This window comes from Nitrospirota bacterium (assembly GCA_040752355.1).
Taxonomy (GTDB): Bacteria; Nitrospirota; Thermodesulfovibrionia; order Thermodesulfovibrionales; family Dissulfurispiraceae; genus JBFMCP01.
Genome location: JBFMHE010000009.1, coordinates 33,573 through 54,516, shown reverse-complemented (window position 1 = coordinate 54,516; position 20,944 = coordinate 33,573). Strand labels below are relative to the sequence as shown.

18 protein-coding genes and 1 tRNA gene are annotated in these 20,944 nt (G+C 58.9%); 16 read left to right on the top strand and 3 right to left on the bottom strand.

Features of this window, described 5'->3' with window-relative positions; translation table 11 throughout:
- Positions 1–17: 17 nt before the first annotated feature.
- Positions 18–494 (bottom strand): OsmC family protein, encoded by a 477-nt coding sequence (locus AB1805_08190; GenBank protein ID MEW5745398.1) that lies wholly within the window; start codon positions 492–494, stop codon positions 18–20.
- 215 nt (positions 495–709) lie between these two features.
- On the opposite strand from AB1805_08190, the gene AB1805_08185 reads away from it, so the two are divergent.
- Positions 710–1,345: a PHP domain-containing protein gene (locus AB1805_08185; protein MEW5745397.1), complete on the top strand. Its 636-nt coding sequence runs from the start codon at positions 710–712 to the stop codon at positions 1,343–1,345.
- 203 nt (positions 1,346–1,548) lie between these two features.
- Here AB1805_08185 and mgtE read toward each other — a convergent pair whose 3' ends face one another.
- Complete coding sequence (mgtE, locus tag AB1805_08180) at positions 1,549–2,895, bottom strand: magnesium transporter (protein ID MEW5745396.1); 1,347 nt, start codon at positions 2,893–2,895, stop codon at positions 1,549–1,551.
- Positions 2,896–3,095: 200 nt separating this feature from the next.
- Between mgtE and AB1805_08175 the strand changes: the two genes are divergently transcribed.
- Together AB1805_08175 and AB1805_08170 are read left to right on the top strand one after the other, a co-directional pair.
- On the top strand, positions 3,096–3,302 hold the full coding sequence (locus AB1805_08175; GenBank protein ID MEW5745395.1) for a DUF6516 family protein: 207 nt from the start codon (positions 3,096–3,098) through the stop codon (positions 3,300–3,302).
- Between the two features lie 79 nt (positions 3,303–3,381).
- Positions 3,382–3,750: a hypothetical protein gene (locus AB1805_08170; protein ID MEW5745394.1), complete on the top strand. Its 369-nt coding sequence runs from the start codon at positions 3,382–3,384 to the stop codon at positions 3,748–3,750.
- 144 nt (positions 3,751–3,894) lie between these two features.
- On the opposite strand, the gene AB1805_08165 is transcribed toward AB1805_08170, so the two are convergent.
- Positions 3,895–3,968 (bottom strand) — tRNA-Met (locus AB1805_08165).
- 245 nt (positions 3,969–4,213) lie between these two features.
- Between AB1805_08165 and nifH the strand changes: the two genes are divergently transcribed.
- The 13 genes from nifH (at position 4,214) to AB1805_08100 (ending at position 20,922) form a co-directional block, all read left to right on the top strand.
- Positions 4,214–5,056 (top strand): nitrogenase iron protein, encoded by an 843-nt coding sequence (gene nifH, locus AB1805_08160; protein MEW5745393.1) that lies wholly within the window; start codon positions 4,214–4,216, stop codon positions 5,054–5,056.
- A gap of 103 nt (positions 5,057–5,159) precedes the next feature.
- The gene (gene nifD, locus AB1805_08155; GenBank protein ID MEW5745392.1) at positions 5,160–6,587 is read left to right on the top strand and encodes a nitrogenase molybdenum-iron protein alpha chain; all 1,428 of its coding nucleotides are present in this window, start codon (positions 5,160–5,162) and stop codon (positions 6,585–6,587) included.
- Positions 6,584–8,107 carry a nitrogenase molybdenum-iron protein subunit beta gene (nifK, locus tag AB1805_08150; GenBank protein MEW5745391.1) on the top strand — a complete coding sequence of 508 codons (1,524 nt, stop codon included), beginning with the start codon at positions 6,584–6,586 and terminating at the stop codon, positions 8,105–8,107. Before nifD ends, nifK begins: the two co-directional genes overlap by 4 nt.
- Before the next feature lie 422 nt (positions 8,108–8,529).
- Positions 8,530–9,747 carry an efflux RND transporter periplasmic adaptor subunit gene (locus AB1805_08145; GenBank protein ID MEW5745390.1) on the top strand — a complete coding sequence of 406 codons (1,218 nt, stop codon included), beginning with the start codon at positions 8,530–8,532 and terminating at the stop codon, positions 9,745–9,747.
- 66 nt (positions 9,748–9,813) lie between these two features.
- Positions 9,814–10,506 carry an ABC transporter ATP-binding protein gene (locus AB1805_08140; GenBank protein ID MEW5745389.1) on the top strand — a complete coding sequence of 231 codons (693 nt, stop codon included), beginning with the start codon at positions 9,814–9,816 and terminating at the stop codon, positions 10,504–10,506.
- Entirely contained in the window at positions 10,493–11,650 is a 1,158-nt protein-coding gene (locus tag AB1805_08135; GenBank protein ID MEW5745388.1) for an FtsX-like permease family protein, read from the top strand. Before AB1805_08140 ends, AB1805_08135 begins: the two co-directional genes overlap by 14 nt.
- Positions 11,650–12,816, top strand: coding sequence for an ABC transporter permease (locus AB1805_08130; protein MEW5745387.1), 1,167 nt, complete (start codon positions 11,650–11,652; stop codon positions 12,814–12,816). Before AB1805_08135 ends, AB1805_08130 begins: the two co-directional genes overlap by 1 nt.
- A 238-nt stretch (positions 12,817–13,054) precedes the next feature.
- Complete coding sequence (locus AB1805_08125; protein MEW5745386.1) at positions 13,055–14,101, top strand: hypothetical protein; 1,047 nt, start codon at positions 13,055–13,057, stop codon at positions 14,099–14,101.
- A gap of 18 nt (positions 14,102–14,119) precedes the next feature.
- On the top strand, positions 14,120–16,192 hold the full coding sequence (locus AB1805_08120) for a hypothetical protein (protein ID MEW5745385.1): 2,073 nt from the start codon (positions 14,120–14,122) through the stop codon (positions 16,190–16,192).
- A gap of 221 nt (positions 16,193–16,413) precedes the next feature.
- A complete protein-coding gene (locus AB1805_08115; GenBank protein ID MEW5745384.1) occupies positions 16,414–16,758 on the top strand; it encodes a hypothetical protein in 345 nt (114 codons plus the stop codon).
- A gap of 162 nt (positions 16,759–16,920) precedes the next feature.
- Complete coding sequence (locus AB1805_08110) at positions 16,921–17,367, top strand: pyridoxamine 5'-phosphate oxidase family protein (GenBank protein MEW5745383.1); 447 nt, start codon at positions 16,921–16,923, stop codon at positions 17,365–17,367.
- Positions 17,368–17,444: 77 nt separating this feature from the next.
- The gene (locus AB1805_08105) at positions 17,445–18,248 is read left to right on the top strand and encodes an inositol monophosphatase family protein (GenBank protein MEW5745382.1); all 804 of its coding nucleotides are present in this window, start codon (positions 17,445–17,447) and stop codon (positions 18,246–18,248) included.
- The gene (locus AB1805_08100) at positions 18,241–20,922 is read left to right on the top strand and encodes an AMP-binding protein (GenBank protein ID MEW5745381.1); all 2,682 of its coding nucleotides are present in this window, start codon (positions 18,241–18,243) and stop codon (positions 20,920–20,922) included. The genes AB1805_08105 and AB1805_08100 overlap by 8 nt, the downstream gene beginning before the upstream one ends.
- The last annotated feature ends 22 nt before the right edge of the window (positions 20,923–20,944 follow it).

The window sequence follows — 20,944 nt, the reverse complement described above, 5'->3', positions numbered from 1 at the left end:
CGGAAAGAAGGGAGCGACTAGATATCTCCCCTGAACCCCTGCTGTCCGGCGACAAAGGCATCTTCGGCAAGGTGCGACTGTATGGTGATCCCGTCGCCGAGCATGCGATGGACAGGGCAGTGCTTCGATACCCGGTAGAGCCGCTCCCGCTGATCGGGGGTGAGGTCGCCCGAGAGCCGGATGTCCATGGCGACCTGCTCCATGTACTCGCCGATCTCCTCGCAGTCCTTGCAGTCCTCTCTATAGAGGCGCTGGTAGTCGAGGACGATCTCTACGTCGTCGAGGGCGACATCGTGGTGCTGTGCGTATGTATGAAGGACGACGGCGGTGCAGGTGCCGAGGCTCGCCAGGAGCATTCCGTAGGGAGTGAGGTCGTGAAGATGCGCTACCGACCGGGGCTCCCGCGCTTCCGGCGATTCGGGGTCTGCGGGGTCGAGCGCCCAGTACGCGGTCTGAAAATCTTTGTCCTGGTGGACGATGACTCTCTCTGCCATTGGCGCCTCCGGGATAGAGGAGTGAAAGAGGTTCCGAGCAGTGGGGCGAAACGAGCGGTATGACTCGGGCAAAGGCATCTCCTTATCGCTGCTGCAGGAGGTCCTCCTTCCTGCTTAAAAAGTAGCGCATTAAGGCTATGCTGTCAAATTGAGCTTTGCCGAAGCGGTGAAGAAAGTCGTGGAAAGCTGCGGCGGTCCCTGCTAAGATAGGTGGTATGAAATCGAGGATCGATCTGCATGTCCATTCGATGCACAGCGGCGACACCGATGCCGACCCCGAAGAGATGATTATCCGCGCCGTCGAGCAGGGGCTCCAGGGCATCGCCTTTACCGAGCACTACTCGTACGAGGCGTCGGAGCCGGCCGAGCGGCTCAGGGAAAAGTACGACGGGAGCATCAGGATATTCCGGGGAGTCGAATTTTCTTCCGCCGAAGGCCACTGCCTCGTCTTCGGGGTGGATACGGATACGCTGGCCCTGAAGTATGCGCCGGTGAGCGAGCTGATAAAGGCGGTCAACCGCCGCGGCGGGGTGGTCATCCCCTCGCATCCCTACCGCAAAGGGAACAGCCTGGGCGCGCTGGTCGAGACGGTGCAGGGGATCTGCGCTCTCGAGGGATACAACGGAAGCAATATGCAGCTCTACAACGAAAAAGCGATCGAGTCCGCCCTGAAGCTCGGCATTCGGTACACCGGCGGGTCAGACGCCCATGAGCCGAAGGAGGTGGGCGCTTGCTACACGGAGTTCGACGGCGAAGTGACCTATGAGAACTTCCTCGAAGTGCTGAAACGGGGCACGTATCACGGCGTCGATGCGAGAAAGACGGGGAAACTGTTCGGCTTTCTTAAATAGCCCCGATGAGCCTGATGGAGTAAGCGGGGAGAGCGGGAATATGCGGCTCTCTGTCGGGCGTGAATTTGTCGTTGATGCCTGATCGAAGCAAGTACGGAATACAGAACTTTACTCACGAGCAAAGGGGCGGGGGCAAGACCCTGCTTTGCCTCCAGAGAACCCGGACACGCCCGCCAAAAAACCGCATATCCCTACTCCCAAGCCTATGATCCCAGGATTCTTGTGGCTACGGAGAAGTAGATGAGCAGCCCCGCGACATCGGCTACCGAGGTGATGAGGGGATTGCTCGCGACCGCCGGATCGAGCCGGAGCTGCACCAGGAGGAAGGGGAGTACGACGCCTATGAGGTTCGTGACGGCGACGATCGCGACCATCGAGAGCGCGACGACGGCAGCGATCTCGACACCGCCTCTGACGAAGCCGATCGCCCAGGCGGCCAGGCCCATGGTGATGCCCAGAATGACGCCGATCCCGACCTCTCTCCCCACTGCCCAGAGCCAGTGCTTCATGGTGACGTCGCCGGTGGCGATGGCGCGTATCATCAGGGTCGCCGACTGCGCGCCTGCATTGCCGCCGCTCGCGATGAGCAGCGGAATGAAAAAAGCGAGGGCGATGGAGGCGGCGAGCGTCTCTTCGTATGCGGCGATGACCCCTGCTGAAACGAGGTTCACGAGCACGAGACCGGCGAGCCAGCCGATCCTCTTCCGGTAGAGCGACCAGATATTCGATTCGCGATAACTCGTCTTGAGCGGGGCTACTGCCGCTGCTTTATGGAAGTCCTCGGTGGTCTCCTTCTGGGCCACATCGAGGACATCGTCGACCGTTACGATGCCGAGCAGCACTCCCTGGGAATCGACCACCGGAAGGGCATAGAGATCGTAATGCTGTATCATCCGCACCGCTTCCTCCCGGTCCTCGAACGCCGCTATGCTGACGAAGGAGTAGTCCATGATCTGCTGCACCGTGGCGGAGGGCGGGGCGAGGATGAACCTGCCGAGCTCGAGGGAGTCGAGCAGGGTCCAGGACGCATCGGTCACGTAGATGACATTGACCGTCTCGCTCCGCTTGCCCCTGCTCCGTATATGCTCCAGGGCCTGCTCGATGGTCCAGTCGGGCCGGACCGCCACATAATCGGGCGTCATCAGCCTGCCCACGCTCTCTTCGGGATAGCCGAGGAGCTGGCGCGCCTCCCGCAGGTCTTCATAGCTCAGCAGATTCAGCAGCCGCTGCGTTGCCTGTCCGGGGAGCTCGGAGAGCAGGTCGGTCCGGTCGTCGGGGCTCAGGTTCGAAAGGATGTGGCGCGTCTCCTCATCGGTGAGGTCCTTCAGGAGACTGTCCTTATCCGCCGCGTCCATGTAGGAGAAGACCTCGGACGAGAGCTGCCGCGGCAGGAGCCGGAAGAGCAGGACCCGTTCGGGTTTCTCCAGATCGCGGAGGAGCGCGGTGATATCGGGAGCCGGGTAGCCCACGAGTATCTCCCGCAGGTCGGTCCACTTGCGCTGCTCGATGAGCTCCTTGATCTTTGGGCTGAGGACTTCCGGTTCCGTCATGCGTGCACGTATCCTTTAAGCGCGGGTTTTCTCAGCAAGAGAGGGCATACCTCTATTGTAGCGAAAAAGAGAAAGGGTGCAACGGAGGCTTTCGATCGACCGGCAACTGTTTCGCGTTGCTTTATGTCGGTACGTTGGGAAATCGGTTAGAAGGAGGGAGAATTGACAGGGCGCTTTTTAAGGGTATACTATACCAATAGATGAAGGCCGATTTGCTTGAACATACAAAGCTCGTAGACGATGCGGGCAATATTGTCGAGATTAAGTTGTGGAAATTGCAGGCGCCGACCACAGATAAGCCGCATGGCTATAAGTATTCTCTGGTCTACATAGTCGATGATCTCAGGGTGATTGGCTATGACAATGCAGAGAGCAAAGGAGACCCCGGCATATTAGAGAGGTGGTGAGTACGTACCGATTTATCGATGTCGATAGACTGATACGGGACTTTTTCGGGGATGTCGAGAAATATAAGAGAGGTGAGTTGTGAAAGTGAAGAAGATAAAAATAGGCATCAAGGATTTAAAGACAGCACTTAATGAGTTTGCAGAAAAAGCCAAAGCTATTGAGCGGGGAGAGAAGGTAAAGAAAGAGACCGGACTCTATTTCACCAGCTTTGAGGCGTTCAGGAAGGCGCTGACGCCGAAGAGGCTCGAGCTGCTGCATATCATCAAGACGCGGAAGCCTTCTTCCATCAACGAGCTCGCACGGATGGCAAAGAGAGATGTAAAGAACATCGCCGATGACGTGAACTACCTGGAGCGGATAGGGCTCATTGAAAAGAAAGCGACCGATCACAAGACGGCGCCGGTGATCACCTACGATAAAATATCGCTGGAGATAGCAGTCGGGTGAGGCGCCCTGTAATGCCGGACGGTGCAGAGCTTCTGGAAGCATCGTTCACATCTGCTGGAATGTCCGCTGAAAATCCTGCCCGAAAAGCAGTAAGGCTATCCGACATCCGTCGGATAGCCTTATAAAGTAAACCTTTCTGTTTAGTGGCGGGGAGAGGATTCGAACCTCTGACCTTCGGGTTATGAGCCCGACGAGCTACCAGGCTGCTCCACCCCGCTAAAGAATAATATAACGTACAAAGGCGGCGGATGTCAACGAGCGGCGCGCCGCTCGTCCGGGAAGACTCGTCCCGGCTGCGTAATTATTGTAGCATACGAAACAAAAATGTTTTAATGCATACCAAAATGCAGCAAGGCGGTCCTTCAGGGCACCGCTGTTTCTCGTTGCATATCAACCCCCGCCTCCGCTGGCACGACAGTTGCTCTGAGAGGGCATCGGTCACTAACTGCACGAGGAGGGTTCCATGAGACAGATAGCGATTTACGGCAAAGGCGGCATAGGAAAGTCGACGACCACGCAGAACACGGTGGCGGGGCTTTCAGAGGCAGGGTACAAATGCATGATCGTGGGCTGCGACCCGAAGGCTGACGCAACGCGGCTGATACTCCACAAGAAAGCCCAGGCGACGGTGATGGATATGGCGCGGGAGCGCGGCACGGTCGAGGATCTCGAGATAGACGAGGTGCTGCTCACCGGTTTCAAGGGCATCCGGTGCGCCGAGTCGGGCGGGCCCGAGCCGGGCGTCGGGTGCGCGGGCCGCGGCGTCATCACCGCCATCAACTTCCTCGAGGAGAACGGCGCCTATGAAGCGGACACCGACTTCGTCTTCTACGATGTCCTCGGCGACGTCGTCTGCGGCGGGTTCGCGATGCCGATCAGGGAGGGGAAGGCGAAAGAGATCTACATCGTCACCTCGGGCGAGATGATGGCCATGTACGCGGCGAACAACATTTCGCGGGGCATCCTCAAATACGCGCAGAGCGGCGGGGTGAGGCTCGGGGGCCTCATCTGCAACAGCAGGAAGACCGACAAGGAGTACGAGCTCATTTCCGAGCTCGCCAGGAGGCTGAATACCCAGATGATCCATTTTGTCCCGAGGGACAACCAGGTACAGCGGGCCGAGCTGAGGAGAATGACCGTGATCGAATATTCGCCCGAACACCCGCAGGCGGACGAGTACCGGGCGCTGGCCAAGAAGATCGCCGAGAACAGGAACCTGGTGATTCCGACCCCGCTCAGCATGGACGAGCTCGAACAGCTGCTCATGGATTTCGGCATACTCGAGAACGAAGAGGCGGCAGCGTAAAAAACAAATCCGAAAAGCGAAGCACGAAACTCTAATACTTCTGAAGTTTCGGATTTCGATATTCGTATTTCGAGCGTGACACCATAAAGGAGGAATGAGGACGATGAGCACGGCGATCAAAGATACGCAGAAAATGATAGAGGAGGTCCTGGAAGCCTACCCGGAAAAGGCGAAGAAGGACCGGGCGAAGCACCTGGCTGCCAACGATCCGAGCGGCCAGTGCAGCGCCTGCCAGGTCAAGTCGAACATCAAGTCGCGGCCTGGCGTCATGACGGTCAGGGGATGCGCCTATGCAGGGGCGAAGGGCGTCGTCTGGGGACCGGTGAAGGACCAGATCACCGTCAGCCACGGCCCCATCGGGTGCGGGCAGTACAGCTGGTGGTCGCGGAGGAACTACTACAACGGACAGACCGGTATCGATACGTTCGGCGCCATGCAGTTCACCACCGACTTCCAGGAGAAGGATATCGTCTACGGAGGAGACAAGGGGCTCGACGCGGCGCTGCACGAGCTGAAGGAGCTCTTCCCGCTCGCCAAAGGCATCGGGATCCTTTCGGAATGCCCGGTAGGACTCATCGGGGATGACATCGAGGCAGTGGCGAAGAAGGTGCAGAAGGAGTTCAAGATGCCGATCGTGCCGGTGCGGTGCGAGGGGTTCAGGGGGGTGAGCCAGTCCCTCGGGCACCACATCGCGAACGACACGATCAAGGACCATGTGCTCGGCACGGGACAGCTCGATACCTCGACTCCTTACGACGTGGCGCTTATCGGCGACTACAACATCGGCGGCGATGCCTGGGCGTCGAGGAAGATCCTCGAAGAGATGGGTCTCAGGGTCATCGCCCAGTGGACTGGGGACGCCTCGGTCAACGAGATGGGCATCGCCCACAAGGCGAAGCTGAACCTCATCCACTGCTACCGTTCGATGAACTACATCTGCCGGCACATGGAAGAGGAGTACGGGATACCCTGGGTCGAGTTCAACTTCTTCGGCCCGACCAAGATATACGAGAGCATCAGGAAGATCGCCTCCCTCTTCGACGATACGGTAAAGGAGAAGGCCGAGCAGCTGATCGCGAAGTACAAACCCCTGATGGACGAGGTGATCGCAACGTACCGGCCGAAGCTCGAAGGCAGGAAGGTGATGCTCTATGTGGGCGGCCTGCGGCCGCGGCATACGATCGGCGCCTACGAGGACCTCGGGATGGAGGTCGTGGCGTCGGGCTACGAGTTCGGCCACAGCGACGACTACAAGAGGACCTATCCCGAGATGAAAGAGGGCGCGGTCATCATGGACGACGCCACGCTCTACGAGCTGGAGGAGCTCACGAGGAGGCTCAGGCCCGATATGGTCGGCTCGGGCATCAAGGAGAAGTACTCCTACCATAAGCTGGGAGTGCCCTTCAGGCAGATGCACTCATGGGACTACTCGGGCCCCTATCACGGCTTCGACGGCTTCCCGGTATTCGCGCGCGATATGGACATGACGGTGAACAGCCCGACCTGGAGCCTTATACGGAGGAAGAAATGAAAGCGATGAAGCTGATGCAGGTGAAAGACCACAACGACCTGTTCCGGGAGCAGGAGTACCTCGAGCAATTCGAGCGGAAGAGGGAGTTCGAGAGGCCGTGGCCTGCCGAAACGGTGCAGGAGGTCGCGGAGTGGACGAAGACCGAGGAGTACAAGGAGAAGAACTTCGCCCGGCAGCACATAAAGATCAACCCTGCCAAGGCGTGCCAGCCGCTGGGGGCGATCTTCTGCGCAGCGGGGTTCGCCGGGACCATGCCGTTTGTCCAGGGAGCGCAGGGCTGCGTCGCCTACTTCAGGAGCCACCTGAACCGGCACTTCAAGGAGCCGCTGGCAGCGATCTCTACCTCGATGACCGAAGACGCAGCCGTCTTCGGAGGCCTCAACAACATGCTCGAGGGCCTCGAGAATGCGTACGCCCTCTATAAACCCAAGATGCTCGCCGTCTCGACCACCTGCATCGCCGAGGTGATCGGCGACGACCTGAATGCGTACGTGAAGGCGGCGCGGGACAAGGGCGCCATCCCGAAGGACCTGCCGGTGCCCTTCGCCCATACGCCGAGCTTCGTCGGCTCGCAGATCACGGGGTACGACAACCAGCTCAAGGCGATCCTCTCGACCATCACCGCGGGCAAGAAGGGCGAGCCGAACGGCACGGTCAATATCATCCCCGGCTTCGACACCTACACGGGAGACTACCGCGAGATGAAGCGGCTCCTCGACATCATGGGCGTGAAGCATACGATTCTCGCGGATGTGAGCGACACCTTCGATTCGCCCAACACGGGCGAGTACAAGCTCTATCCCGGCGGCACGCCGCTCGCCGGCGCGGCGGACTCGATCAATGCACGGGCGACCATCGCGCTCCAGAAATATTCGACCCTGAAGACCATGGAGTACATAAGGAAGGAGTGGGAGCAGAAGACGGCGGTCCTGCCCCCGATCGGCATAAAGAACACCGACGCCTTCTTCGAAGCACTGAGCGCCATCACCGGGAAGCCGGTACCCCGGGAGATCGAGGATGAACGGGGCCGGGCGGTCGATGCGATGGTCGACTCCCATGCCTATGTCCACGGCAAGCGGTTTGCGTTCGTGGGCGATCCCGACCTCCTGCTCGGACTGATCGGCTTCGTGATGGAGATGGGCGGCGTCCCGGTCCACATCGTCTGCACCAACGGCGACAGGAAGTTCGAAGAGGAGGCGGCCGCCCTCCTCGCGGAGAGCCCGTTCGGCAGCGAGGGAAAGGTCTACGTCAACAAGGATATGTGGCACCTGCGCTCCCTGCTGTTCACCGATCCCGTCGATCTGCTCATCGGGAACTCCTATGCGAAGTTCCTCTGGAGGGATACCGGCACCCCGCTCGTCAGGATAGGGTTCCCCCTCTTCGACCGGCATCATCTCCACCGCTACCCGGTCATCGGCTACCAGGGCGTGATCAACCTCGTGAACTGGGTGGTCAATACGGTCCTCGACGAGATGGATCGAAAGACCATGCACACCACGAGCTTCGACGTTATCAGATGAGACAAGGGCGGAGCCTTCCGGCTCCGCCCTTGTCTCCTTGCCTCTCCGGGCAATGCTTTTTTCCATAACTGCCTCGTGCGTTCGTAGAGCGCTAACTGAATGAGCAGGGGAGTCAGACGAGGCACAGTATGTTCGCTCATTCTCGGACGGCATCCAGCCGTCCTCCGAGGCACCAGCCCGCTCCATCATCCATGATTCCGCTCGGGCTGCTGATACCGCTCCACATACTATACCTCGTCCGACTCCATGCTGCATTATTTTGTTAGGGATTCTTATTCTGCGCTTTCCCGTAAGCAACGCTGCTATTTGCTATAATTGTTTAGAGCCCCTAACGAAATGACCGACTCCCCCTCCTCATTCCGTTAGACGCTCTCAGTAATGTTTCGCATGCTGTTTACCGGAAAGGGAGAGTACCGCACCCTATGGCCAATGAGGATCTTTCGAAATTACGTATTGATAAATCGTCCGCGGGATTCCGTCCTGCACGGCGCAGGAAACCGTTCTACTGGATAGCGGCGGGTGTCGTCATCCTCGCGCTGGTCGTTCTCTATGCGAGCGGCGTCTTCACGCCTGCGGCAGCGGTCAGGGTGGCGACCGTTTCGCAGACCTATCCCTACCAGGCGCAGACGGTCCTTAACGCGAGCGGGTATGTCGTGGCCCAGCGCAAGGCCGCGGTCTCGGCGAAGACCACCGGCAGGCTCGTCTGGCTCGGCGTCGAGGAGGGGAGCCGCGTAAGAAAAGGAGAGATCATCGCCAGGCTCGAGAGCGAGGATGTGGCAGCAGCGAGGAACGAAGCAGCCGCCCGGCTGAACGTGGCCCGCTCGGAGCTCGAGCAGGCGCAGGCCGAGTTGCGCGATGCCGAAGCCAGCTTCACCCGCGAGAAGGGGCTGCTCGAGCAGGGCTATACGACCAGGGCGGAGTACGATGCCGCGCTCGCCCGTTACCGGAAGGCGGAGGCCGCGGTCGAAGGTGCCCGGGCCGCGATCAGGGCTGCACAGGCTGCGCTCAGGAGGGCCGATGTCAACGTGGAGTATACGCTGATCCGCGCTCCGTTCGACGCCGTCGTCCTGACGAAGAATGCCGATGTAGGAGACATCATTACCCCTATCGGCGCTGCCGCCAATGTCCAGGCTGCGGTCGTGACCATCGCCGATATGGAGTCGCTCCAGGTCGAGGCCGATGTCTCCGAATCGAATATCGGCAAGATCAGGACGGACCAGCCGAGCGTAATACAGCTCGATGCGCTGCCCGAGAGCCGCTTCGACGGCGCAGTTCATATGGTCGTCCCCACTGCGGACCGGACCAAGGCGACGGTCATGGTCAAGGTCCGTTTTCTCGAGAAGGATAAACGCATACTGCCCCAGATGAGCGCGAAGGTCGCCTTCCTCTCCCAGCCGGTGCCCGAGAAGGAGCAGTATCCGCGGGTGACGGTGAATCCCGCTGCCGTCGTCTCCCGCAACGGCAGGAGCGTCGTATTCGTGGTAAGGGAAGACCGGGCGGTGCTGACCGCGGTTACGCTCGGAAGCCGCATCGGCGATGTCGTCGAGGTCCTGAGCGGGGTGAAGCCGGGCGACCGGGTCGTCGTCAACCCTCCCGAAGGGCTCAAGAGCGGCGCAGCGATAACAATCGAAGAGAAATGAAATAAAAAGCCGAAACCCTGAGCACGAAACTCCAGGCGAAGAGGAATGACCGGGATACCAGCGCAGATGGAACAAACAAGACACCCTATCGTCGAGATCAGGAACATCTACAAGTCCTACCAGAGGGGCAGCCAGGTCATCCCGGTGCTCGAAAACATCACCCTCGATATCGCCGAGGGTGACTTCCTCGCCCTGATGGGACCCTCCGGCTCGGGGAAGAGCACGCTGCTGAACCTCATCGCCGGCATCGACAGCGCCGACAGCGGGAGCATCACGGTGGGCGGCGTCGAGATCACGGCCCTGCCCGAAGCGGAGCTCGCCCGGTGGCGGGCGACCAACGTGGGCTTTATCTTTCAGTTCTACAACCTCATCCCGGTGCTGACCGCGTTCGAGAACGTGGAGCTGCCGCTGCTGCTGACCGGACTCTCGAAGCAGGAGCGGCGGGAGCATGTAGCGATGGCGCTCCAGGTGGTGAATCTCGCCGACAGGATGGACCATTATCCCTCGCAGCTGTCGGGCGGGCAGCAGCAGCGGGTGGCGATCGCGCGCGCCGTCGTGACCGACCCGACGGTGCTGGTCGCGGACGAGCCGACGGGCGACCTTGACCGCGTCTCGGCAGGCGAGGTGCTGGGTCTCATGGACCGCCTGAATGCCGAGTCGGGCAAGACGATCATCATGGTGACGCACGATCCCAGGGCAGCGGAAAGGGCGCATCACATGCTTCATCTCGAGAAGGGTGTCCTGAATGTATCTTCTTAAGCTCCTCGTCAGGAACGCCTTCCGGCACAGGCTCCGCTCCTCGCTCACCATTCTCGGCATGACCGTCGCCATCCTCGCCTTCGGCCTCCTGCGGACGGTGATCAGCGCCTGGTATGCCGGGGTCGAGGCGTCCGCAGCCAACCGCCTGGTCGTCAGGAACGCCATATCGCTCGTCTTCCAGCTGCCGATCTCGTACAAGGAGAAGATCCGCCAGGTCGAGGGTGTCGAGATCGTCTCCGCCGGCAACTGGTTCGGCGGCATCTACATCGACGAGAAGAATTTCTTCGCCAATTTCGCGGTCGAGCCGAAGCCCTATCTCGAGCTCTATCCCGAGTTCGTCCTCCCGCCCGGTCAGGAGACCGACTTTGTCCGCGACCGCAAGGCCGCGGTGGCGGGGCGCACGCTCGCGCAGAAGTACGGATGGGAGATCGGCGATACTATTACGCTGAAAGGCACCATCTATCCCGGCAACTGGGACTTCGTACTGCGCGGCATCTACACCGGCCGCTACGAGAGCACCGACGAGAGCCAGTTCTTTTTCCACTGGGACTACCTGAACGAGATGATGAAGAAGGTGACGCCCCGCCGCGCGGACCAGGCCGGGTTCTTCCTGGTTGGCATCGACAACCCGAACCGCGCCGCCGAGGTGGCGGTGGCGATCGATGCCCTGTTCAAGAATTCTCTCGCCGAGACGCTCACCGAGACCGAGAAGGCCTTCCAGCTCAGCTTCATCTCGATGACCGAGGCGATCGTCATGGCCATACAGCTCGTCTCGTTCGTCGTGATCATCATTATCATGGCGGTCGTCGCCAATACCATGGCGATGACCGCACGGGAGCGGATCGGGGAGTACGCCATATTCAAGGCCCTCGGGTTCCGGAGCTATCACATCGCAGGGCTGATCTTCGGCGAGTCGCTGGTCATCTCGCTGCTCGGCTGCGCCCTCGGGATTGCGGCGACCTTTCCTGCTGCAGAGGCCTTCGGCAACGCCCTCAGCACCTATTTCCCGATCTTCAATGTGGCTGTCGAGACCATCTATATGGATATCGCCGCCGCGTTTGTAGTCGGTATCGTCGCTGCCATAGTGCCGACCTGGCGGGCCGTCAGCATACGCATCGCCGACGGCCTGAGGAGGATCGGCTGATGACGGTGCCGATATCCTACAGCGTTCGGAACCTCTGGACGCGCCGGCTCACCACCGTGCTCACCGCATCGGGCATGGCCCTCGTCGTCTTCGTCTTCGCCTCGATCCTGATGCTCGCCGAGGGCCTGCGGAAGACGCTGATCGCCACGGGATCGTACGACAATGTCGTGGTCATCCGCAAGGGATCGAACTCCGAGGTCCAGAGCGGCGTCGAGCGCGAGCAGGCGGCGATCATCGAGGCGCAGCCCGAGGTCGCGATCGGCCCCGACGGGCAGCGTCTCCTCGCAAAGGAGGTGGTGGTGCTCATCAGCCTTCCGAAGCGGGGCAGCGACAAGCCCTCGAACGTCGTGATCAGGGGTATCTCGGAGCAGTCGCTGAAATTGCGGCCGCAGGTGAAGCTCGTAGAAGGACGCATGCCGAAGCCGGGCTCGTCCGAGATCATCGCCGGCCGGAGCATCGCCGCGCGGTTCAGGGGAGGCGGCATCGGGGAGACACTCCGCTTCGGCATGCGAGACTGGACCGTGGTGGGGGTCTTCGATGCAGGGAGCACCGGCTTCAGCTCCGAGATCTGGGGCGATGCCGACCAGCTCATGCAGGCCTTCCGCAGGCCGGTCTACTCGTCGGTGCTCTTCAAACTGCGGGACTCCTCGGAGTTCACTCAGGTGCGGGAGCGCATCGAGAGCGACCCGCGCATGACCGTCGAGGCCAAACGGGAATCGCTCTACTATGAGGAGCAGTCGAAGGCGATGGCGACGTTCCTCCGCATCCTCGGCATGTCGCTGACGGTCATCTTCTCGATCGGCGCGATCATCGGGGCGATGATCACCATGTATGCCGCCGTGGCGACCCGCACGGGAGAGATCGGCACCCTGCGCGCCCTGGGGTTCCAGCGGCGGAGCATCCTGGCAGCCTTCGTCATGGAGTCGCTTTTCCTGGGCTTCATCGGCGGGCTGACCGGGCTCTTCTTCGCCTCCTTCATGCAGCTGATTACCATCTCGACCGTCAACTTCCAGACCTTTTCGGAGCTCGCCTTCTCTTTTTCGCTCACCGCCGATATCGTCGTCCGCTCCCTGCTCTTCTCCCTCGTCATGGGGTTCATCGGCGGCGTGCTCCCCGCGATCAAGGCCGCGCGGATGAATATCGTCGACGCCTTGAGAGCGACATAGAATCGAGCGGACAAATCATTTGTGCATCCACTGCACGCCCCCAATTGTGATGAACATCACAGGAATACCAAAATAGTCGCTCCTCCTGTCTTTTTTGGATTGAAAAGTAGTGCGGACATGGTATAGTACGCCTGCCCGGCCGGATATATATAGCAGCGACAAAAGTGCGGATGCGTCGGGGCTCCGCTTAGCACTATAAAGATGCCTTTCAGCATTTAAGCCTGAATGGAGGTTTGTGATGAAAGCTGACAGCCGTGTGTTTTTGATGGCGCTCCTTTCTATTCTTGCTTTTAGCCAGCCTGTGTATTCAGAAATTTTTGCCGGCGTAAATACTATTGAGCCTTATTCCCCTCAAAAGAGAATAAAACCATCCCGGGATTTTTTGACTTATTGTTACGATATATTCACAGGTACGCATGTGCCGTGTCCCTTTGAAGTGTTTCTCAAGGGAGAGCCCGAGGAGTGTCCCCAGCCGGAATCACTGCAGTGCGGACATGTCGATGTCCATCATGCACCCGCACATCGTAACGACATGCCTGAAAGCAGCAAAGTATCGAATCTCGGTGGCGTTACCGACCAGTGGCAGACGGCTCCCAGCACCTCTTTGCCGGAGCGATACACCACTACGCTGGCCCCTGATTACAGGTTCACCTATCATTCAGGAGCGCTTTCGGGAAGAATGGAAGTCAGTATTTTTGCGAGCCGTCCTCCAGCGGGATATTACTTTTTGTCTCCTCCGTGTGAAAGCAATCAAACGTGTACGGTATATAGCGTCATGGACGTAGGATATAAAGGTTTTTCCGAATTGCCTGCGCCGCTTCCGCGCACATCTTCAGGGGTATCGCTTGATGACGGCGAGTGGGACGGTTATGTTCGGTGCGGCAGAACCGCACGCTGTTCTGAGCCTGTTGTGGATGACCCCTATAATTGGCCCGCTCATCCCCATGTCCATTGGGGAGAGGACTATGTTATCGATGCATTATGGTGTCTCAGCAGAGAATGGTATGCAGCGTGTGGAACCGATCTGGTCATATCGGATATGAGCCTTCCGAAAGGTGGGCTTCTCGACGTAAATGAAAATTGGAGCACTCCTCATAAAAGCCACCGGATGGGAGAGGATACCGATATATCGGCCAAGAGTGTTCCCACAAATGGCATATGCGGACCGAGGCCTTCTGGCGGGACGTTTGACCCGGTATGGAAAGATACAGTATTGCGTAGACTTGCAGGCCAATGCATGCTGCGGCCACTGAAAGGAGATCCAGGCCACTTAAGGCGTGATTAAGGAGAGAACCGGAGGTTGATGATGAAGCTGAGGAATAGTCTATCTACTTTTACGGTTTTGGTGATTGTTATACTGTTTGCGGTAGAATTTGTTGATGCCCAAATTGCGCCACCATCTCCACTTGATAATGTAAAAATTCAGGCACGTGCTACTCTTGATGACACAGGCAAGTATAATTACTACTACACAGTTAGCAATCCGCAAGAAAACACTCTGAGCATTAGCGAGATTGCGCTTGATGTCGAGGTATCTCCCGGCGGGGTCAAACCCTCCGAGCTATATTCTCTACCGATGGGATATAAAAAGCCATCCTTCTCACAGCTTGTTCTTGCCGAGCAGAGAGGGTATCGTGTTGTGCCCTTTGCTGCCTTGTCGGTGTCGGGCTGGGATTCTTACGGGCTTACCTTTGAGCATAAAAAAGGGGTTTCATTGCTAGGCTCTCGCGTGGCGGCGTCCTGGGCTCGCTGGAGGGAGTCTGTACCGCCTATTATGCCTGGCCAGACACTTGGTGAGTTTCAGTTGATTAGTTATGGGCTTCCTGGAATTCGTAACATGGTAGCCAAACCGGATGTTTTTAAATTGAACCTGCCGGATGACTGGACTGAGCAGGAAGATGACACAAGTGAGATAATGGATGAGAAGTGGCGCAAACAAGAGAGTCTAGGCTATGTAATAAAAACCATTGGGCCTACAGCGCTTCCTGCTGCTTTCCTGCCCGTCGAATTTAATAGGCTGATTCAGGGCTATGTGGAAGAGGCAGCATTGCTCGGATGGCTCAGAGATGCTGTTCTGGCGCAGAAAGTAAGAGAATTGTTGGCACAAAGCGATCACGCTTTAAGAGAGGAACGCTATGTTGATGCGCAGACGATTCTCCAGCAGCTCATTACGCTTGTCCACGAGGGAACACATGAGCAGAGGACGGATGAGGCAGCGGCACTCCTCTATTACAACATGCAGTATTTATATGATCGGATTGTCGATTATATCCCTACCGCCATCGAGATATTAACGCCTCGCACTATAGAGCGTACGTTAAATGAAATCCATAAGACTGAAGTGCGGGTTATGGACGGCATACAACCTGATTCAAACTACCCTCTCCATGCAATGGTTGTCGCCGGACCTCACCAAGGACTTGAATGGTATGGCAGTTCGGATGACCAGGGGAAGTGGAGCTTCAGTTACAAGGGAGAGAGAATTGGGACCGATAAGATCATCTTTGTGAGCATGCTCGCCTATAATGCAGATTACTACTGGAGTGGAGAGGGAGAGAGTGCGCCTATATATGTCACATGGAAAGGCGGGCCTGATCTTATGCTGAGGACTTTTTTCCCGCCTCTCATTAAAATTCCTTTTGGCCGCCCGACTATCCCCCTCGAAGAGACGACGATAAATATCGGAACAGTTGCCGTACCTCCCAGTAAGACACGGTACTACCTTTCCAAGGACCAGCAGTTAGATATGAATGATATGGTTATCGGAGAGCGTCTGGCTCCGGAGCTGGCAGTTGAACAGTTCAGTGAGCATAAGGAGGAAGTGCCGGTGCCTCAGGACTTGGAGCCGGGTTTGTACTGGCTCTTTGGGTGCACCGATGCTGCCAAGGAGATTGCAGAGCTGAATGAGGAGAACAACTGCCGGACTCTAGTGGTGCAAATGTTTGGTTTTGTTGAGTCCACAGGGAATAATCCGCCGGATTGCTCCCGGGCGAAGCCCTCGCCAGCATCGTTGTGGCCGCCTGACCATAAGTTTAGAGCGGTATCGATAAACGGTATTACTGATCCTGATAACGACCTTGTAAGCATAACTATAAGCAGTGTTCATCAGGATGAGCCGGTCAATGGCCTCGGAGACGGTGACACCGGCCCTGATGGAGCTCTTCAACCACTCCAGATCCGTTCCGAGCGCTCTGGCAAAGGCAACGGAAGGATATATCGTATAGGGTTTACTGCCTCTGATAGGAGAGGTGGTGAATGCAGCGGGGTCGTGACAGTCTGCGCGCCGCATGACCAAGGGAAGAGAGCCCAATGCATTGATGAAGGACCTCTATATGACTCAACACACTCTGAAGGCGTACTGGACAAAAGACAGTGATTTCTCCAGGGCTTCAAGTCTCCTGTCATAACGAGATGAATACTTTTATCGCTCAACGGTTCGCGGATGAATATCGTCGACGCCCTCCGCGCGAGCTGAGCATCCCGATCGATCCGCTGCATACCATGTCAAAAATCTTCCGAATAGTGTAGAGTACCGATACCCATGAGATGTGGCGTTACCGCCGCAAGGAAAGGCCGGGGCGAAAAAAGGAGCGTGTCGTGGACCAGAAGAAACTGATGTTCCGCATCAAGAACAAGACCGATCAGGAGAAGCTCACCATAAGCTCGATGATGTACTTTGTCGCCGATACCGCGGTCTTCACCGTGACCGATATGATCCGCCAGAAGTGCTCGCTCATGATGGCCTGGCTCGAGGAGGATGCGCTCAAGATGAAAGTGCTCTATGAGCCGTCTGCAGCGGTTACGATAGGCAAGATGCTCAACAAGAGCGATAAGGGGATTCATATCGTCATGCTCTCCGACGGCGCCCTCGTGATCCTCTCGATGAAAGACCCGAAGGGCGTTGCTCCCCAGGTGGTGAAGCAGCAGGCGAAGTTCTCGTAGACGGCGTGACTCTCGTGATGCACGCCGCAGGAGAAGCGCGATAACGGGTGTATGATGCTCGCTTCCCTGTCTTGCCAACACTATATATCTGGTCTATGATATGAATAGAGAACGGACACCGTGATGAACGCTGCAGCGGTGTACGGGAGGAATGGGGGGCGCATGGATACGACCGACGAGATACGGGAGAACATAACCTCTTATCTCCAGTCCCATAAAAAGATGACCCTCGCGACCGTATCCGCGAACGGCAGGCCGATGGCGCACACGGTCGAGTATGCCTCCGAGGGCGTCACCGTCTATTTCGCCACGAATAGGAGCTCGAGAAAGGTACAGAATATCCGCAAGAACCCCCATGTGGCGTATACGGTCGATGAGGATTACGAGGACTGGTTCACGATCAAGGGGGTCCAGGTGGAGGGCGTCGCCACCGTGCTTGCGGAGAGGACCGAGATCGGCAAGGCGGCGCGGCTCTATATCGAGAAGTTCCCCTTTATCGTCAGCTTCCCGCAGAGCTTCGAGATCGTCTTCGTCAAGATCGAGCCGGTCTCCGGCTTCTACCTCGATTATTCGAAAGGCTTCGCTCACAAGGAGAGGGTGGAATTGTAGCTGGCTCTCCCCCTCGGCGTTCTTTTATGCTATCATCATGAATAACCCGACGGCCGCACCTGATGCAGGAGTTTGCCATGAACGTGGAGAACCTTAGAAAGATCGGCAGGGAGCTCTTCTTCGAGATAGGAGAGACGAGACTCAAACCGTTCGCCTCCGAATCGATCGGCAAAGGGGCGGCCGGCGACAAGACCTTTCCGATCGACCGGCAGGCCGAAGAGATCATCGTCGGCTCCCTCGAATCGCTCGATGAGCCCATGACCATCGTATCGGAAGAGATGGGCATCAAGGAGTCTGCGCGCGAGGGGATGACCGGAAACGGCACCATCGCCGTGATCGATCCGATCGACGGCAGCAAGAACGCCGTCAGCGGCGTCCCCTTCTACTGCTCGTCCATCGCGATCGCCGAGGATACCACGGTGGGCGGCGTCTCGCTCGCCTATGTTATCAACCTGCTCTCGGGCGACGAATTCTGGGCGGAACGGGGCAAGGGGGCGTTCTTCAACGGCGAGCCGGTGCACGCGCAGGAAAGCGATATCTTCAATCTCATCGCCTACGAGACGCCGAACCCGAAGCTCGATCTTCCCCGCATACTCCCGCTCCTCGCCGAGGCGAGGAGGACCCGCTGCCTCGGCGCTACGGCGCTCGACCTGTCCTATCTCGCGTACGGCTCCATCAGTATCTTCGCCATGCCCTCGCCCTCGCGGCCCTTCGATTTCGCTGCCGGCTACCTGCTGGTAAAGGAGGCGGGCGGCCTCTGTACGGATATGGACGGCAATTCCCTCGACGGGGTCTCCCTCGGCGTCGAGCGGAGCGTTCCGCTGCTCGCAGCAGGAAACCGGGCACTCCATGAAAGGGCATTGACGCTTTTGCATGGCTGAGACGATCCCCTCGCTGTTTCTTGCCGCTGCAGAACGCAACAACGACCGAATCGCTTTCACCTACTTCGCCGGCTCCTGGCGCTCCATGAGCTACGGCGAAGTGCGCTCCCTGGTGCAGTATATTGATGACCTGCTGGGAGGGTGCGGTGCGCGGCGCGGCGACCGCATCGCCCTCGTCGCGGAGAACAGGCCCGAGTGGTGTGCGGCGTATCTCGCGATCGTGCAGCGCGGCGCTGTCGCCGTACCCATCGACATGCAGCTGGGCGCCGGGGAGATCGGTACGCTCATCACCGCTGCGGAAGCAACGATCATCGTTTACAGCGCCAGGACAGCGGCGAACGTTGCCGCGGCGCTCAAAGGACGGGAGGGCCTGGACCTCGACGAGGTCGCTGCCTCCCGGAGCGCCGCCGGCGAGGGCGACCCTGCCGCAGCGCAGCCGCCCTCTCTCTCTGCAACAGCCTCCCTCTCCCCCGATGATATCTCCTCGATCATCTATACGTCCGGGACGACGGGAACGCCCAAAGGAGTGGTGCTCACCCACCGCAATTTCTGCTCGGATGCGGAAGCGGTCATCGCAGCCCGCGTCGTGACCCATGAGGATACGGTGCTCTCGATCCTTCCCTTGCACCACACCTATCCGTTCATGTGCACCTTTCTCGTCCCCCTTTTCCTCGGCGCTGCCGTCACCTTCGGCCCGGGGCTGAAGTCGGCAGAGCTTATCGGAGCGATCCGGGATACCCGCGTGACCGTCGTCGTGGGGGTGCCACGCCTCTACGAGATGATCCGCAACGGCATTACGGCAAAAATGAGGGAGAAAGGGGCACTCGCAGGAGCTCTCTTCAGGATGATGCGGCTCTGCGGAGCTGTCCGGAAAGTGACGGGCCTCAATATAGGCAGGATCGTGTTCGGCTCGGTCCATGCCAGCTTCCCCGCGGTGCGGTTTTTCGCGAGCGGCGGCGCGCGGCTCGACCCCGCGGTGATGAGGGATCTCGAGGCGCTCGGGTTCACGGTGCTCGAGGGATACGGGCTCACCGAGACGGCGCCGGTGGTCACCTTCACTCCCCCGGAGCGGCGCAAGCCGGGGTCGGTCGGCAGACCGCTGCCCGGAGCGGAGATCGCGCTCAGCGATGCCGGAGAGGTGATGGTGCGGGGGCCCATGGTGATGAAGGGCTACTACCGGAATCCGGTCGCCACGGCCGAGGTGATGAAGGACGGCTGGTTCCTGACCGGGGATATGGGTGCGCTGGACAACGAAGGATACCTCTTCATCACGGGCCGCAAGAAGGAGGTGATCGTACTGAGCTCGGGGAAGAACATCTACCCCGAGGATGTCGAGAAGGCCTATATGACCACCCCGCTCATAAAAGAGATGTGCGTGGTGCCTGCTCCTTCTGGATTGGCGGGATCGGCGGCAGCCGATTCGATTCATGCCGTGATCGTTCCCGATGTCGAGTATGCGAAGAAGGCGTCGATCGGGAATATCACCGAGGCGCTGAACGACGCGATCACCGCCGTCTCCCTGAAGCTCCCGGAGTATATGAGGATCAGGGGCTTCACGCTCGTCTCCGATCCGCTCCCGCGCACGCCCCTGGGCAAACTGCGGCGCTTCATGGTGCAGGAGATGCTTGCGAAGAGGGAGCGCACTGCAGGACGGCCGGAAATGCAGCCCGGGATTCTCACGGAGAGCTCCCTGCTCCGGGATGCGACGGGAAGAACGGTCGTGGAGGGCATCAGGACAGTAATGGGAGAGGAGGTCCCCCTCCGCGCCGCCGACAATCTCGAGCTCGATCTCGGCTTCGATTCCCTGAAGAAGATAGAGTTCGTATCTTTCCTCGAGAGCGCCTTTTCCATAGACCTGCCCGATACGTTTCTTGCCGGGGTGCAGACCGTGGGCGAGATTGTCGCGGCGGTGAAGACCTACCGTGAGGACGAGGGAGCTGCCGGAGGGGCTGCGGTGGCATGGAAGGATATCCTCGGCCGTGAGCCTTCGCCGGCAGAGGCGGAAAGGATCGGCTATGCGCAGGGCCCCCTGGCGCTGGGCATCACCTTCGGCCTGTTCATGCTGCAGAAGTCTTTCTTCAAGCTCTTTTTCCGGCTCAGGGTAGAGGGGGCCGATCGCATACCGGAAGCGGGAGCGTTCGTCATCACCCCCAACCACACGAGCTATCTGGACGGCTTCATCATAGCCGCCGCCGTCCCCTTCAGGACGTTCAGGAGGCTCTACTTCCTCGGCCTGCAGGAGTACTTTACCGGGACGCTCACCTCATGGTTCGGCCGGCTGGCGCATGTGATCCCCATCGATTCCGAAGTGTACCTTACCAAGGCGCTCCAGCTTTCGGCATACGTGATCCGGAGGCGTCAGTCCCTCTGCATATTCCCCGAGGGGACCCGCTCCTCCACGACAGAGGTCCTGCCCTTCAAGAAAGGGATCGGCATCCTGGCCCTCGAGATGGGGGCGCCGGTCGTCCCCGCCGCTATCGAGGGAGCCCACAAGGCCCTCCCGCGGGGTGCGGCCTTCATAAGACCTTCGCGCCTGCGCGTCGTCTTCGGGGCGCCCCTCCTCCCTTCCACCGCAGAGGCTGCAGGCGCAGAGACTGCAGGACCGCAGGCTGACCGGTATCAGGCCTTTGCCGATACGGTTCGCGAAAATGTTATAATGCTTTTGCAGAAGTGACCACGGTACGGCCGGACCGCGG

Excerpts from the sequence above, each read along its gene's own strand:
- AB1805_08175 (MEW5745395.1), top strand. The coding sequence starts at position 3,096 with ATGAAGGCCGATTTGCTTGAACATACAAAGCTCGTAGACGATGCGGGC.
- AB1805_08105 (MEW5745382.1), top strand. The coding sequence starts at position 17,445 with ATGAACGTGGAGAACCTTAGAAAGATCGGCAGGGAGCTCTTCTTCGAG.
- AB1805_08135 (MEW5745388.1), top strand. The coding sequence starts at position 10,493 with ATGTATCTTCTTAAGCTCCTCGTCAGGAACGCCTTCCGGCACAGGCTC.
- nifK (MEW5745391.1), top strand. The coding sequence starts at position 6,584 with ATGAAAGCGATGAAGCTGATGCAGGTGAAAGACCACAACGACCTGTTC.
- nifH (MEW5745393.1), top strand. The coding sequence starts at position 4,214 with ATGAGACAGATAGCGATTTACGGCAAAGGCGGCATAGGAAAGTCGACG.
- AB1805_08190 (MEW5745398.1), bottom strand. The coding sequence starts at position 494 with ATGGCAGAGAGAGTCATCGTCCACCAGGACAAAGATTTTCAGACCGCG.
- mgtE (MEW5745396.1), bottom strand. The coding sequence starts at position 2,895 with ATGACGGAACCGGAAGTCCTCAGCCCAAAGATCAAGGAGCTCATCGAG.
- AB1805_08185 (MEW5745397.1), top strand. The coding sequence starts at position 710 with ATGAAATCGAGGATCGATCTGCATGTCCATTCGATGCACAGCGGCGAC.
- AB1805_08130 (MEW5745387.1), top strand. The coding sequence starts at position 11,650 with ATGACGGTGCCGATATCCTACAGCGTTCGGAACCTCTGGACGCGCCGG.
- AB1805_08110 (MEW5745383.1), top strand. The coding sequence starts at position 16,921 with ATGGATACGACCGACGAGATACGGGAGAACATAACCTCTTATCTCCAG.
- AB1805_08120 (MEW5745385.1), top strand. The coding sequence starts at position 14,120 with ATGATGAAGCTGAGGAATAGTCTATCTACTTTTACGGTTTTGGTGATT.
- AB1805_08100 (MEW5745381.1), top strand. The coding sequence starts at position 18,241 with ATGGCTGAGACGATCCCCTCGCTGTTTCTTGCCGCTGCAGAACGCAAC.
- AB1805_08125 (MEW5745386.1), top strand. The coding sequence starts at position 13,055 with ATGAAAGCTGACAGCCGTGTGTTTTTGATGGCGCTCCTTTCTATTCTT.
- AB1805_08145 (MEW5745390.1), top strand. The coding sequence starts at position 8,530 with ATGGCCAATGAGGATCTTTCGAAATTACGTATTGATAAATCGTCCGCG.
- AB1805_08140 (MEW5745389.1), top strand. The coding sequence starts at position 9,814 with ATGGAACAAACAAGACACCCTATCGTCGAGATCAGGAACATCTACAAG.
- nifD (MEW5745392.1), top strand. The coding sequence starts at position 5,160 with ATGAGCACGGCGATCAAAGATACGCAGAAAATGATAGAGGAGGTCCTG.